This is a genomic window from Kitasatospora sp. NPDC043950 (assembly GCF_056435345.1).
The window spans coordinates 19,017-32,717 of record NZ_JBWKER010000012.1; the positions used below are offsets into that span (position 1 = coordinate 19,017).

18 protein-coding genes are annotated in these 13,701 nt (G+C 71.0%); 13 read left to right on the forward strand and 5 right to left on the reverse strand.

Features of this window, described 5'->3' with window-relative positions; genetic code table 11:
• Nucleotides 1-339 precede the first annotated feature (339 nt).
• Together AC07BF_RS10590 and AC07BF_RS10595 are read right to left on the reverse strand one after the other, a co-directional pair.
• Complete coding sequence (locus AC07BF_RS10590; protein WP_478333226.1) at nt 340-1,395, reverse strand: DMT family transporter; 1,056 nt, start codon at nt 1,393-1,395, stop codon at nt 340-342.
• Between the two features lie 230 nt (nt 1,396-1,625).
• Complete coding sequence (locus AC07BF_RS10595) at nt 1,626-2,291, reverse strand: CatB-related O-acetyltransferase (RefSeq protein ID WP_363585041.1); 666 nt, start codon at nt 2,289-2,291, stop codon at nt 1,626-1,628.
• Nucleotides 2,292-2,385: 94 nt separating this feature from the next.
• On the opposite strand from AC07BF_RS10595, the gene AC07BF_RS10600 reads away from it, so the two are divergent.
• From AC07BF_RS10600 to AC07BF_RS10615, 4 genes are all read left to right on the forward strand, one after another.
• The gene (locus AC07BF_RS10600; RefSeq protein ID WP_478333227.1) at nt 2,386-3,069 is read left to right on the forward strand and encodes a TetR/AcrR family transcriptional regulator; all 684 of its coding nucleotides are present in this window, start codon (nt 2,386-2,388) and stop codon (nt 3,067-3,069) included.
• Nucleotides 3,070-3,154: 85 nt separating this feature from the next.
• A complete protein-coding gene (locus AC07BF_RS10605; RefSeq protein WP_363619149.1) occupies nt 3,155-3,853 on the forward strand; it encodes a peptidylprolyl isomerase in 699 nt (232 codons plus the stop codon).
• Nucleotides 3,854-3,950: 97 nt separating this feature from the next.
• Nucleotides 3,951-4,313, forward strand: a complete 363-nt coding sequence (locus AC07BF_RS10610) for a MazG-like family protein (RefSeq protein WP_363585035.1) — start codon at nt 3,951-3,953, stop codon at nt 4,311-4,313.
• A 123-nt stretch (nt 4,314-4,436) separates the two neighbouring features.
• Nucleotides 4,437-6,152, forward strand: coding sequence for a recombinase family protein (locus AC07BF_RS10615; protein WP_478333228.1), 1,716 nt, complete (start codon nt 4,437-4,439; stop codon nt 6,150-6,152).
• Nucleotides 6,153-6,214: 62 nt separating this feature from the next.
• On the opposite strand, the gene AC07BF_RS10620 is transcribed toward AC07BF_RS10615, so the two are convergent.
• Both AC07BF_RS10620 and AC07BF_RS10625 read right to left on the reverse strand, forming a co-directional pair.
• A complete protein-coding gene (locus AC07BF_RS10620; protein WP_478333229.1) occupies nt 6,215-6,397 on the reverse strand; it encodes a hypothetical protein in 183 nt (60 codons plus the stop codon).
• A 119-nt stretch (nt 6,398-6,516) separates the two neighbouring features.
• Nucleotides 6,517-6,912, reverse strand: coding sequence for a hypothetical protein (locus AC07BF_RS10625; protein WP_478333230.1), 396 nt, complete (start codon nt 6,910-6,912; stop codon nt 6,517-6,519).
• A gap of 390 nt (nt 6,913-7,302) precedes the next feature.
• On the opposite strand from AC07BF_RS10625, the gene AC07BF_RS10630 reads away from it, so the two are divergent.
• The 8 genes from AC07BF_RS10630 (at nt 7,303) to AC07BF_RS10665 (ending at nt 11,727) form a co-directional block, all read left to right on the forward strand.
• The gene (locus tag AC07BF_RS10630; protein ID WP_478333231.1) at nt 7,303-7,605 is read left to right on the forward strand and encodes a hypothetical protein; all 303 of its coding nucleotides are present in this window, start codon (nt 7,303-7,305) and stop codon (nt 7,603-7,605) included.
• A complete protein-coding gene (locus AC07BF_RS10635) occupies nt 7,602-7,781 on the forward strand; it encodes a hypothetical protein (protein WP_478333232.1) in 180 nt (59 codons plus the stop codon). Before AC07BF_RS10630 ends, AC07BF_RS10635 begins: the two co-directional genes overlap by 4 nt.
• Nucleotides 7,778-7,963 carry a hypothetical protein gene (locus tag AC07BF_RS10640; protein ID WP_478333233.1) on the forward strand — a complete coding sequence of 62 codons (186 nt, stop codon included), beginning with the start codon at nt 7,778-7,780 and terminating at the stop codon, nt 7,961-7,963. Before AC07BF_RS10635 ends, AC07BF_RS10640 begins: the two co-directional genes overlap by 4 nt.
• A gap of 972 nt (nt 7,964-8,935) precedes the next feature.
• Nucleotides 8,936-9,613: a zinc finger domain-containing protein gene (locus AC07BF_RS10645; RefSeq protein ID WP_478333234.1), complete on the forward strand. Its 678-nt coding sequence runs from the start codon at nt 8,936-8,938 to the stop codon at nt 9,611-9,613.
• Nucleotides 9,610-10,035 carry a hypothetical protein gene (locus tag AC07BF_RS10650; RefSeq protein ID WP_478333235.1) on the forward strand — a complete coding sequence of 142 codons (426 nt, stop codon included), beginning with the start codon at nt 9,610-9,612 and terminating at the stop codon, nt 10,033-10,035. The genes AC07BF_RS10645 and AC07BF_RS10650 overlap by 4 nt, the downstream gene beginning before the upstream one ends.
• Nucleotides 10,036-10,112: 77 nt before the next feature.
• Nucleotides 10,113-10,331, forward strand: a complete 219-nt coding sequence (locus AC07BF_RS10655; RefSeq protein ID WP_478333236.1) for a hypothetical protein — start codon at nt 10,113-10,115, stop codon at nt 10,329-10,331.
• Nucleotides 10,328-10,804 carry a hypothetical protein gene (locus AC07BF_RS10660; RefSeq protein WP_478333237.1) on the forward strand — a complete coding sequence of 159 codons (477 nt, stop codon included), beginning with the start codon at nt 10,328-10,330 and terminating at the stop codon, nt 10,802-10,804. The genes AC07BF_RS10655 and AC07BF_RS10660 overlap by 4 nt, the downstream gene beginning before the upstream one ends.
• An 86-nt stretch (nt 10,805-10,890) precedes the next feature.
• Nucleotides 10,891-11,727, forward strand: a complete 837-nt coding sequence (locus AC07BF_RS10665) for a hypothetical protein (protein ID WP_478333238.1) — start codon at nt 10,891-10,893, stop codon at nt 11,725-11,727.
• 36 nt (nt 11,728-11,763) lie between these two features.
• Here AC07BF_RS10665 and AC07BF_RS10670 read toward each other — a convergent pair whose 3' ends face one another.
• Complete coding sequence (locus AC07BF_RS10670) at nt 11,764-12,564, reverse strand: hypothetical protein (protein WP_478333239.1); 801 nt, start codon at nt 12,562-12,564, stop codon at nt 11,764-11,766.
• Between the two features lie 266 nt (nt 12,565-12,830).
• Here AC07BF_RS10670 and AC07BF_RS10675 point away from each other — a divergent pair, with 266 nt between their 5' ends.
• Nucleotides 12,831-13,250, forward strand: coding sequence for a hypothetical protein (locus AC07BF_RS10675; RefSeq protein ID WP_478333240.1), 420 nt, complete (start codon nt 12,831-12,833; stop codon nt 13,248-13,250).
• Nucleotides 13,251-13,701 lie beyond the last annotated feature (451 nt).

The window sequence follows — 13,701 nt, forward strand, 5'->3', positions numbered from 1 at the left end:
ACGAATATGAACATGCCCAGAGTTGTCAACACAAAGAAGTCAAATGGTCACAACCAGTCGCATTTACTTGTGAAGCGGCTGGTCAGAGCCGCGCTCCTATATCAACTATGCGTCGACGGGAGCAAATTTCGAGGCGTCATGTTGACGTGTTATAGCGGCTCACCCTGAGGGGTGGCGGGGGACCGAACGCTCGCTTGACCCTTCGTTCACAAGCGTGCGAAACGGTCCTCGGGGCCCTCCCCCTCCCGCCGCCCGCCGCCCGGTACGCCGAGCACCAGCCGGGCTGGGGCACGGTCTACGCCCGTCGGACGCTGAGTCGCCGGTGACCACCACAGCGGATCACACCGGGGCCGGCTCCGGGCCCCGCTCCCCGACCCCGGTCGCGGACTCGGCGACAACAGATCCAGCGGCCTCGGACTCGACGGCCTCGGACTCGACGGCTTCGGACTCAACGGCTTCGGTCTCCCCGCGCCGGACGGGAGCGGGAGCGGGGACGGAGGCGGGAGCGGTGCGGCGGCCCCACTCGGTGGCGACCATGACCAGGGCTCCGCCGACCAGGGCGAGCGGACCCATCCGGTTCCCGGCGATGGTGATGCCAAAGACGGCGGCCCACAGCGGTTCGGTGCCGAGCAACAGACTCACCCGGGACGGCGAGGTGGCGCGGACAGCCCACATCTGAACGAAGAAGGCGAACAGCGTGCACAACAGGGACAGGTGCAGCAACCAGGCCCACTGGCCGGGCCCGTACGAGCGGGCGACGGCCCACGGCGACGGCCCTACGGCTGGCGCGACGGCCGCGAACACGGCTGTCGCGACGGCGAGTTGGACCCAGGTCAGGGCCAGCATGTCGGTTCCGCGGACGGCGCGGGCGCGGGCCGTCGCCAGGACGAAGGCCGAGCGAACCAGGGCGGCGCCCAGCACCAGCAGGTCGCCGGGCGAAGGCGGGCGCAGCCCGCCGTCCCCGGTGAGCAGCGCGACGCCGAGCACGGCCAGCGCGGCGGCCGCGAGGAAGGCGCGCGGCGGCGCCGTCCGGCTGAGGACGCTCTCGCCGAGCGGGGTGAGCACCATCGCGAGGCTGATGATCAGCCCGGCATTGGTGGCGGAGGTGTGCACGGCACCGTACGTCTCCAGCAGGAAGATCCCGCTGAGCACCAGCCCCAGTGCGCCGCCGCCCAGCCACTCGGCGCGGCTCAGCCTCCGTAGCGCCGGCCAGGCGACCATCCCGAGCAGCGGCAGCACCAGCCCGAACCGCAGGACCAGCATCGCCACGGCCGTCCCGGGCTCCGCCACCCGCTGGACGGCGAGGAAGCTCGACCCCCACACCACCGCCACCAGGAGAACCGGCAGGTCGCGAAGGGCCGATGAGGACGAAGACACGGACAGGGAGGCGCGCATGAGTCAGATCCCTCCGAGCGAACGGAACCGGCGGGGCGCGAGTACCGTACGGCGTCGGACGGACCCTGGAGCTGGGCGAAGGGCGCAGCTATCGACGGGGCGGAGCATGGAGCAGGGGGACGCCATCCTCCCGCACCGGCCCACCCGTGATCAACGCCCTGCCGCAGCTCACTGGATCTCCGGAGGGCTCCAGCGCCCCCGGGGCCGACGTCCTTCCCAGGCCCGGCAGGTCAGCGGGCGAGCAGGCCGTTCGCCGCGGCGATCTCCTCGATGTCGGCCGGGGTCCCGGACATGATGGCGCGGACGTGCTCGGTGACGAGCTCGACCGGCCAGTTCCACCAGGCCGCACGGAGCAGTCGCTCGACGTCGGCGCCCTCGAAGCGGCGCCGGATCGGGCGGGCGGGGTTGCCGCCGACGATGGTGTAGGGCTCGACGTCGGCGGTGACCATCGCACCGGCCGCGATGATCGCGCCGTCGCCGATCCGGACGCCGGGCAGGACAGTGGCGCCGAAGCCGAACCAGACGTCGTTGCCGATCACGGTGTCGCCCCGGCTGGGCAGGCCGGTGACGAGGTCGAGGGTCCGCTCGGTCCACTCGCCGCCGAACATCGTGAACGGGAAGGTGGACACGCCGATGGTCGGGTGGGCGGCGCCGGCCATCAGGAAGCGGGCCCCGGTGGCGATCGCGCAGTACTTTCCGATCACCAGCCGCTCGGGTCCGTAGGCGTAGAGGACGTTGCGCTCCTCGAAGCGGGTGGCCCCTTCGGGGTCGTCGAAGTAGGTGTACTCGCCGACCTCGATCCGCGGGTCGGTGACGAGCGGGCGCAGCAGGACGACCCGGTCGTGGCCGGCGAGCGGGTGCAGGGCAGTGGGGTCGGGAATGGCGGTGGCGGTCACGCAGACTCCTCTCGTAACGCGACCAAGGTCGCATTACGATGAGCATGGCACGGCCGCCACACCACAGCAAGCCTTAACGCGACTGGAGTCGACTTTGAACGAGAGCGCCCCGGAGCCGACCCACCCCGCGACGACCCACCCCGAGCCCCGCACCCCGACCCCGCGCCCCGGCGGCCGCAGCGCCCGGGTCCGGGAGGGGGTGGTCGCCGCCACGCTCGCCGAGGTCGCCGAGAAGGGGTACGACGGCCTCACCGTCGAGGCGGTCGCGAGCCGCTCCGGCGTCCACAAGGCGACGCTGTACCGGCGGTGGGGCGGAGTGGACGGCCTGGTCGCGGACGCCCTGACCGCCTCGGCCGACCGGCCCTGGCCGCTGCCCGACACCGGCGACCTCCGCGAGGACCTGCGGCTGATCACCCGGGAGGTGTTCACCGTCTTCACCGATCCCGACCTGGGGGCCACCCCCACCGCGCTGATCTTCGCCGCTCAGCGCTCCGACACCGGCGCGACCGCCCTGCGCGCCTTCTTCGCCTCCCGCCACCGCCAGGCCGCCGAGGTCGCCGAACGAGCCGTCGCCCGGGGCGAGTTGCCCACCGGAACGGACGGCGCCGAGGTGGTCCGGGCCGCCACCGCCCCGCTCTACTACCGGCTGTTCGTCACCGGCGAGCCGCTCGACGCCCACACCGCCGAGCGGGCCGCCGACGCCGCCGCGCTGGCCGCCCGCGCCGGGCTGTTCACCTCCGCACCCCGGGCCAACCCCGTTCCCCCGGAGCCCTCCTGACCCTCCACCCGCCCGACGGGGCCTGAAACCCAACGGCCCCTACCGACCTCTACCGGATCGCCGCCCCGGCGTGGATGATGGCGCCATGCCAACCCCGCCGTCCACCACCCTCCGGAAGGCCCGTCACGTGAAGCGCGCACCCTGGGCCCTGCTCGCCGTCGCCACCGTCCTCCCGCTCACGGCGAGCACCGGCACCGCCGTCGCGGACACCCCGCCGCCCGCGCCCGCCTGCGCCTACACGCCCGCGGTGCCGGCCGACAACTTCAAGGGCATCCCCGTCTTCGACGCCGAGAAGGCCGCCCAGCCCTACCGCGCCACCCTGCGCACCAGCCAGGGCGCGATCACCTTCCAGGCGCTGACCGACAAGGCGCCCTGCACCACCTTCTCGTTCCGCTTCCTCGCCGAGCACGACTACTTCGACCGCAGCCACTGCCACCGCCTCACCACCCAGCGGCTCTACGTCCTGCAGTGCGGCGACCCGACCGGAACGGGCAGCGGCGGGCCCGGCTACTCCTTCCCGGACGAGAACCTGACCGGCGCCACCTACCCGGCCGGCACCGTGGCGATGGCCAACGCCGGTCCGAACACCAACGGCAGCCAGTTCTTCTTCGTCTGGAAGGACACCAAGCTCTCCCCCGCCTACACCCCGTTCGGCCGGATCACGGCGGGCCTGGACGTCCTGCAGAAGATCGCCGCGGGCGGCGAGGACGACCAGAACAACCCCGGCGACGGCTTCCCCACCCTCCCCGTGAACATCCGCCACGTGAAGATCAGCACCCGCTGACCGGGAGCCCGCCCCTCACCCCCCACGCCGTTCCCGTGCGTCCGCAGCGCCTCCCGTACGGTGGCAGCACCAACGACACCGCACGGGAGCAGCGCGCATGGACAGCCGGATCTGGGAGAGCGTGGACCACCTCGTCGCGTGGCTCGACGAGCAGGGCACGCAGTCGCCCCGGGAGGAGCGCCTGCTGCGGATCCTCAAGCTCTCCGAGGAGGTCGGCGAGGTCGGCGCCGCGGTGATCGGCGCCACCGGCCAGAACCCGCGCAAGGGCGTCACCCACAGCTGGGAGGACGTCCAGCACGAGCTCTGCGACGTCGTCTTCACCGCCCTCGTCGCCCTCCGGACGCTCACCCCCGACGCGGCCCGGGTCTTCGCCGACCGCCTCGCCTACGTCGAACAGCGCTCCGCCGCCTCCCGCCGCCCGGCGGACGGGGAGCGGAAGACGGCAGAGGAGACGCCCTGAGGTCCTGGAAGGGACCGGGGGGACCGAGGGGGCCGGGAGAAGGCCCCGGGCCCGCTACGCGTTGGGCGCGACCTTGGTTCCTCCGAGTTATACATACTCTGAGGTGATCAAGGAGGGGGAGCCATGGGCATAGCCACTTTTGCCAGCCCGGGCACCGGGAGGAGCCCATACGCCGGCCTGCGGGGAGGCTCCTACGCCCGGAAGAGCAGTTACCACGGGCGGAAGGGGCGCAAGGGCGAGTCGGTCCGCGAGCAACTCGACGCGAACCAGCGAGATGCCGACCGGCTGTCTGCGTCGATCGTCGAGGAGTTCATCGACGATGGCCGCTCGGCCTCCCGCCATGGTCCTGGCGCCGAGCGCGAAGACTTCGAGCGGATGATCGAGTGGATCGAGGCCGGGAAGCTCGACATCGCGTTCTGCTGGGCCGCCACGCGCCTTCAACGGGACTTGGCTGTCTACGTTCGGCTCCGGGACGCCTGCGCCGAGCACGGGGTGCTCTGGTGCTACGGCGGGAAGATTTACGACTTGTCCAACAAGGATGACCGGTTCCGAACCGGTCTGGATGCCTTGATCGGCGAGCGCGAAGTCGACGAGATGCGCGACAACGTACTGCGTTCCCTTCGCGCCAACGCAGTCAACGGCCGTCCGCACGGACAGCGCGCCTACGGTTACCAGCGGGTCTACGACCCGCGCACCGGGGACCTGCTCCGAGTGGAGGAAGACCCTGCCGAGGCCAAGATCGTCAGGGAGATCTGCACCCGAGTCGCCGACGGCCAGACGTATCGAAGCATCGCTGTCGACCTGAACCGCCGCGGGGTCGCGCCTCCCGCCCGACAGTGGCGACCTACGACCGTGGCGCACCTGGTGCGTTGGTCTCCAGACCTCCCCGAGAATGCCTATCTCCATCCGAACACACTGCAGATGATCACTGATCACCTGCATCTACAAGAGGAGGCAAGGCGCCGGCTTACCTCCGGCGAGAAGCCGATCGACGTTTCGCGCGACTTCAACGCACGGGATGAGCCGCTCATCATGTCTCGATGGCACTCCGCGACCGTCGTCGACTACGCGGCCGACCCTCGGTACATAGGCCGCCGGACCCACCACGGCGAAGTGACGGCGGAGGAGGCGTGGCCAATGATCATCAGTCTCGCCGTCCACGCAGCCTGCCTCTCCATCATCAACACCCGTAAGCGACGCAAGTACAACTCTCGTCCGGGGAAGGCGGTTCACTGGCTCTCGGGGATCATGCTGTGTGATGAGTGCAGCACCCCAACCGGGGCACAGCGGAACCAGTACGGCCCCCGGTACTCGTGTGTCCAGCCTGGCAGGGGCGGCTCGACTAAGGGGTTCCACGCGAGCGCGAAGATGGAACCGGTCGACGTGTTCGTGAGGTCTGAACTGTTCGGCTGGCTGACGTCACCCCGCTTTGCCGAGTCGTACGCCGTTGGCGATGACGACTACCTGCGAAAGGTTGAGGAGGCCCAGGCTGAGGTCAAGCTGCTCCGCGCTCGCCTGGACGAGTTCTACGCGGAAGCCGCTCAGGGCAAGCTCACCGCGCGGGCGCTCACCGTTGTGGAAGCCGAACAGTTGCCCAAGATCGAGGCGGCCGAGAAGCGCGCCAACGCTCTGCAGGCGCCGGCGATCGTGAGCGGCTTCATCGGGGTCACTCGCGATGAGGTTGCCGCTGCCTGGGATGAGCTTGAGCTCTCGCAGCAGCGGCTCATCGTCGATACCCTTCTCGAAGTTCGGTTGAAGCCGGTCGGCCGTGGCAACGCCGGTCGCCCCGTGAGCGAGTACGTGTCTGTGACCCCAAAACAGCTTCAACGGGCTGCCTAGCAATAAGGAAGGGCCGCACAGCGTTTGCTGTGCGGCCCGTTTGTCGTGCTGGGGGTGCTTGATCAGCAGTCATCCGCGGGGCTGTCGCTCGGGGGCTCCGCCAAGCCATTGAGCGCGGTCTCGATCGCCGCGGCGCCGGTCGGAGTGATGTGCCGGTCGTCGACTGCGAGTTCGAGCATGTCGCAGGTGGCGCGGACGACGGCCGGGGCGCCTGGATCGAGTCGGGTGCGGGTGACCTTGATCATTTGGATTGTCTTCCCCCCTTGTGGGCATGTGACATGCACAATTCGCACCAATGTACGAATCGGGCGTGCACACAGTACCCCTCTGGCCGTCGCTGGTCGAGCACGTTCCGTGACGGCCCCTACTCCGCAGTACGCCCAGGGGTCGACGCCCAGTTTCGCAGCAGCGCCTCGACCTGCGGCATGTCCGCCGGCCTTAGACCGGGGACATGGGCGACCACTACAGCAGCATCTTCGCTGCTCGCGCCGAACGGGTCGTCTGCCATCAGTCCTATGTACTGCTCGGCGGCGGCGGCCTGGACTTCGCGCACAGGCCTGCCGACTGCAGCCGCTACGGCCCTAACCAGCCATGGAGCCACCTTGACCGCGTCACCCTGAGCAATCTTCCAGAGGGTGTTATGGGTGAGCGACTGGCCGGTTTGGGGGTCGATCGCCCGCTCTGCGAGCTTCCGCCATGTCATGCCGGCTGGCGCAGTGGCCTCGCGCACCATGTCGGCGAACGGTGTCGATTCCCACATCACATCTCATCTCCGTTCGTGTCTCGTTACGCGAACGCACCTATTGAAGCGCACACGTCGACGGTTTACCCAACATAGAACCTCGTTGACGTGCTGAATCAGCCGCCCTACGGTCGTATCTGTCTCGAAACAAAGACAGGCATTTTTGGCGCATCCGCTGCGTGTGGACGGCCATCTGTCTTCGTTCCGCAACAGCGTAGAGGGGGAGCCGATGTCTGACCGTGACCACACCGCCCCGCCACCCCGGGTGCAGGGGTGGCCAGATCCGACCAACGACCAGATTTCGCTGATCGCGCGCGTCCTCGCACCCCACATTCACCGGCTGCGCGCCGAGCGGCGCGCAGCCGAGCAGGCCGCGCCCCGGGGTGCCGCCGTTGGTCGGGTGGCCGCATGACGACCGCCGCCGCGCTTGTTGAGTTCCTCGGGCCCCCTCCGCCGGCCGAGACGAAGCACGGCAAGATTGCCGCCGCGCTGCAGGCGCGGCCGGGCGAGTGGGCTGTCGTGCAGCGCGCCGCGACGATCACCCGGGCCGCGTCGGCGGCGCAGGCGATCCGATCGGCAAAGCTGCCGGCGTACGGGCCCGCCGGCGCCTTTCAGGCCGTGTCACGGACAGTGGACAGCGAGCATCGCGTCTACGCCCGATACGTCGACGAGCACCACCGCCCGCCCGTGGCCGGTGGTGGTCACGAGTGACCAGCCTGTCTGATCAGTGGTGGCTCGCCGCGGCCGGCGGTGCGCCGGATGCCGAGCAGGTACGGGGGATCTGGCGGGCGGCGCGGGCCTCGGGTGAGCCGCGGTGGTACCTCGACTTGATCGCGGGCATCGGCCGGCGGAAGGCCGGCGCCGCGCTGTCGAAGGTCGGTTCGTGAGCGACCGGCGGCCGGTCGTCGAGGACCGGGTCGAGCGGCCGGTGCAGCTCGCTCTCGACGGCACGGTGCACCCCTACCCGACCACCCCACCGCCGCCGGTGCGCCACCGGCGCCCGCCGAGGCCGCCCGTCGAGGACGTCGTCGACCCGGTGCCCGGGCAGCTCGACGCGCTCGGCTCGTGAGCCCATTCTGCGGCGCCGGCCCGGGCCCGTGTGGCAGGCCGGGCCGCCCCTACCCGTGCGGCCCGCGGTGCGCCGCCCACTCCCCTGCCGCCGTCACCGGCCATCCCGAACCGCCTTCCACGCCCAACACACAAGAGGAGCAGGAGAGTTGAGTCACAAAGCCCGTGAATGGGTGTGGGAGAAGTCCGCGGCCCGCGGCACGGCCCGCCTGGTCCTGCTCGCTCTGGCCGAGCGCGCCGGCGAAGCCTGCGTCGCGTGGGGGTCGACCAGGGCTCTGGCTCTGCGCGTCCACGCGTCGGAGCGGGCCGTGAGCGACGCGATCAAGGCCGCCATGCGGCTGGGCGAGCTTGAGCTCGTCGAGGGCCGGCGCGGGCCCTACGGCGCCCGTGTCTACCGCCTGCCGAAGGCCGTCGGGTGGACGCCCGGCGCGGCCGTCGAGGGGGAGGAAGATTCTTCCGCCCCCGCCGATAGGGGGTGCGAGAACTGCACCCCCGGGGGTGCGGATTCTTCCGGGGAGGGGTGCAGTTCCTGCGGGGCGGGGGGTGCAGAATCTGCCCCCCAGAACCAGAGGGAACGAGAAGTAACGGGAGGGAACCAGAGGAGTGCGCGCCCGCGCGTGGGCTCTGCGTCCTCGGGTGGTGCTGCTGCGATCCCTCTGCCTGCCGACTGGCTGCCCGACGACGAGCTGCTCGGGTGGGCCGCGGTCGCAGGCCATCTGCAGCGCCTCGGGCCCGACGGCCTCGACCGCGCCACCCTGAAATGGGCTCAGCACAGGGCGACTGCGCCGGCCCGCACCCCGGGCCAGTGGCGCGCGGACTGGCAGCAGTGGATCAGCCGGGAACGGCCAGCCACGGGCCGGCCACCGTTGCGGGCCGTACCCGGGGGTGCCTCCCGTGCCTCACAACCAGCTGACCGGAACGCCGAGCTGTTGCAGGCCGCGCTCGCCAGTCTGCAGGCCCGCGGGGGTGCCCGATGACCCCCGCCGAGGTGGCCGCGCTGCTCGCCTACGCCGGCGAGCTCGACCCCCGCAACGCCAACACCGACGCCGAGGAAGCCGGGGCGCAGCTTCGTCGGTGGTGCGAGCTGCTGCAGGACGTGCCGGCCGTCGCGGTCGACGGGTGGGACGCCGCGGCCGCGGTGCGGCGGTACGTCGCGTCGTCGCCGTGGCCGATCATCGCCGCGGACGTGGCCCGTCCGTGGGCCGCGCACCGCCGGGCCCTGCTCGCCCGTCACACCGACCCCCGTCCCCTGGTCGACCCGGACGACGACCAGGCGTACCGGGCCTCACTTCGGGCGCAGCGCCAGGCCGTCGCCGCCGGGAGGGTCGAGCCGCGTAGCTCGCGGGAGCTTTCCGGCGGCCCGGCTGCTTCGGTGGCCGCCCGGATCGGCCGGGCGTTGCCCGTGGCCGCCGCCGAGCAGCTCGCCGCATACCGGCCGGTGCGGGCGGCGCGGGAGGCCGCCGCCGCGGCCGGCAGGCCGGATGCGCTCGCAGTGTCGTGCGACTGGTGCCACGCGCCGGCCGGTGAGCCGTGCCGGCGGCGCACCCTCGCGCCCGGCGCGCAGGCCGGCACCTGGGCCCGGCGCCGAACCGTCCACCCGACCCGCACCGACAAGGCCGCCGCCGTCCGCCGACAGGAGAGTGCCGCGTGAAGTCCCGCCACCGCCGCAACGCCCCGCGCAACGTGGTCAACCAGACCGGCTACCGGCTCACCGCCACGTGGCCGGGCCGGGGCCGTCCGGCTCTGTTCGACACCCCGGACCGCAAGCGGTTCAACCGGGTTGCCCGCGAGTTGGCCGCGGCCGGCGCGGTGGTTGTGTGCGAGGAGCACCTCGGGCACGGTCTGTGGCGCCCGCTCGTGCGCCTCGACGGCCCGGCCCTACTGCGGGAGCACCTGGCCGTCGAGCTCGCCGCCCGCCGGGCCGCGGTCGATCAGCGCGCCCAGCAGCGCCGAGACGAGCGGCGGGCCGTCGAACTTGCCCACGTCGAGGCCGTGATGGTGCAGCCGCCGATCCCGCGCGACGGCGGCCGCCCGCGGGCCCGAACTGTCGCTCACGGTAGGGGGATTCGTTGATTCGCCCGCCGCGACCGGTCGATGTGCCCCCCATGCGCGCGGGTGTCCGCGCCGCCCCTTCCGAAAGGTCACAGCTCGTGTCTCCCCTGCCCTCCCGCTACCTCGTGCACGAGACCCGCACCGTACGCGCCGTGCCCGTCCCCGTGTCATTGCCCGTCGTCGCCGGGCTGCTCGACACCGTACGCGCCGAGTTGCGTGCCGCCGGCCGGCCCGCGGTCGACGCCGAACTCACCCTCGACGCCGTCGAGCAGCAGTTCGTCGTCGCCTACCTCGTCGACCCGCGGGACATCCCGTGAGCGCGGCCGCGGCCGACCGGCGGCCGGACGACGTCGAGTTGCTGCTGCACCTGGTCGAGCGCGCCGAACGCGGCGCCCTGCTGCCCGGTGAGGCCGAACTGCTGCGCGAGGGGATCGTCGAGCTCGCCCGCTACCGGCAGTGGTGCGGGCAGTGGAGCAACCGTTACCTGCGGCTGCGGCGCATCGCACACCAGCGGTTGCGGGCCCTGCAGCGGGCGCTGCCCCGGGCGCAGCGCGGCCGGTTCGTCGAGGTCGAGCTCGCCCGCCTGCAAGCCCGCCTAGATGCCGGCGCGCAGCAGGGCGTCGTCGAGGGGGAGGCGTACGAGCGGTTGCTCGCGGCCGAGTTGCTCGACGGGTGGGCGCTGGCCCGCGGCCGGGTTCGGGTTGAGCTCGCCGCCGCCGGCCTACAGGTGGACGCCGTCGCGGACACCACCAACTCCCCCGCCCCGCCGGCCAACCGGCCGGCCCCCTAAACCGGTCCGGGTGCCCCCGTTCCACCGCAGAGGGGCGCCCGGACCAGCCAACTCACCACCTGTACAGCCTGATTGGGAGAGCACCTGTGTACCCGTCCACCCGCGTCCGTCGAGCGGTCGAGCAGTTGCGCACCGTGCGCGCACAGTGGGGTGCGCTGCTCGTCGCCATCGAGACCCCGCCGGCCCCCGCGTGGCCACCGGCGCAGCTCTCCACTCACCTTGCCCGGCAGGCCGCCGACGACGCCGAGTTGCTCGTCGACGAGCGCGTGCCGCTCACCCTTCGCGAGCACCCCGCCCCCGCCAACCTGTCCGCCCTCGACGCCGCGGTGCGCGTCGAGCGGCTCCTCTTCGCAGCCGCCGACATCCTCGCGGCTGCGGTACAACGGCCGGTCGAGCGCCGGCCGATCTCCCGCCCGGGCCGGCCGACCGTGTGGGCCGTCGACCAGGCGGACGCCGCCGACCCCCGCCGCTGGCTGTACGCGAGCCCGACCGACCCCGGCAGCCGCCGGCACGGCCTGCACTGGGCCTCGCTGTACGTCGAGGGCCGCTTGCTCAACGAGGACACCGAGGCAGAACAGCGCGCCGATGTACTCACCCGCGGCCCGGCCCTGTTCGCGCTGCTGCCCGAACACCTCGTGCACGAGGCGGTGCGCGTCGCCGGGCAGGCCGAGCGGCTCGTGCTCGGCGCGCTCGGCCTCGACCGCCGCGAGATCGTGATCGAGGGTCGGCCCTGCCCGTGGTGCTCCGGCGTCCTCACCCTGCACACCGACCCGCAGACCGCCCCGAGCGTCACCTGCTCCACCGGACCGACCTGCACCGCCCCCGCCGCGCCGGACCGCCGCGGCCGGCGTACCTGGGTCGGCGCCGAGCTCGTCGAGCTACTCATCGCCCTCGACCGGCCAGCCTCGTCCTACGCAGGATAGACCGGGGCCCGGACCGTGAAGCGGTCCGGGCCTTGATCAGTTCTCAGGGTTGGAGTCGGCGCGGATGTGAACCCCGTGGCTGGCCGCGAACAGCTTCAGCGCCCAGACCGCGTTGTCGCATGCAGCGAGGTAGTCGGACGCATCAACAATGCTTGGAGAGCCGCCATGAGCGACCAGGCCTCTTAGCTTCGCCAGTTCATGGATCGACTCTGCCGAGCTGACGCCGAGGCCGATCCTCCTTAGCTCGTCGACCTTGTGTCGAACCGAAAGAACACGACGCGCATCGCGACTGAGCGGCACCGCTTCACCGTGCCTTTTGACGTTGTCGAACGCTCGGTTGATCGCCATCTCGACATCCCGCCACCCGCTCAGGATGGCCGCTTCCGGGTGTTCGCGCACCAGAGACCCCAGTTTGCGACTGATCCTCTGCGGCGCCGTCGGACTCGCCCGCAGCAGCATGTCAAATAGAGCCCCCTCGCTCGTATTCGGTTCGGCCGATCGACCGGCCTCTACATAGTCCAGATACTGGCGATACGCATCCGCGGCGCCGCGCTCCGAGTTAGCGGGACGGGGGACGGGTCGCGGCGGCGATTCTCCCAGCGAACCGTCCGTTGCTTCCGCGAGGGCAGCGGCCTCCTCCTCGACAGCATCTCGGCTCACCGCCTCCGCATGCTCGAACTCGTCCCCGAACTCGGCTTCCAAGCCGGCGCCCTTGGCGGATCTCAGCCTGTGCAGGAGACCCTTGAACTCGCTCCGGAAAAAGATCATCAAGATCAGCACGAACAGGGGCCATACCAACGCCTGCACATACTCAAGGACCAGCTTGGCAACTTCCATGTAGCGATCATGACGTAGTCCGGCTGGGCGCCGCGGTGCTTCGGAAGAGCCAACGAGGGATCGAAGCTCGTCGAACTGCTCGCCGCCCTCGACCGGACGAGCAGCAACCAGGCTGCATGACCTTAGGGCGCACCACCGCCGCCGAGCCCGGGCTGTCACCCTGGCACGCTACGCCTGGATCGAGCAGTCAGTGCGCCACCTACGACGGCGGGAGCGATCGGTCAAACTGCCAGCGCCGCGCCGCCGCGCTGCGTCACACTCGGCGGATGACCACAACCCCTATGGCTGACAGCGCGTTTCGCGACAGCATCACCGAGCTGATCGACACCGGTAAGCACGCTGCGGGATCCTCGGTGTTCGGCGACACTCCGGGCCTGTGCCTTGTACGCATGTCCACCCTCGTTCGCCTGGCTGGCCACCAGAGGGCCATGCGTCGAGTGGTGCTCAACGTAGCCCAACGCTTGGAAGCGATTCCTCATGTTCGCCACTTCCCGGAACAGCTCCCCAACGACGGGGGCCAGCTGGTCTGCTTGTACCGCATCAACTCGATGGCCGGCGGCCTAATCGAGGCCGTGCTCGCAGCTCCCAAGGGCCTGGACGGTGGCGTCGTAGCCGCCCTCGGCTACCTCGGCGCCTTAACCCGCGGGTGGGAGCCAGGAGTTATCCCGAACAGTCACGCGTCATGACCTAGGGTCTAGACCAAATCCGGCATGGCCGGACGTGGTTCCGAGACCTGCGGCCCGCCATCCTCCCCCGGTGGCGGGCCGCAGTCGTTCCTACCCTCGCCGGCCGCGACCGCGCGCGCCCAGCACCGAGAAGCCGGTACCAAGCAATGCACCCGACGCCGCATCCAACGGCTGAGCCAGCACGATGACCACCATCACGGCCGCCACCGCGACCGTGGGCGTCAACTCGACAACCCACCGCGGCACACTTTCACCGCCGGACCCGTCGTCCGCCGGGCCGTTCACCACACTTCCCACAGAGCACCCCTCTCATGAGCCATTGAGGCCTGATGCGGGGCGGCGCCGCTCCGTGACCCATCCTTCCAGCCCCGAAGCCCACCTCTCGCAGGGATATTTCGGTCATGCCAACCTTTCACAGGCGGAACCCCCATCCAGCCCGCGATGCGTCCGA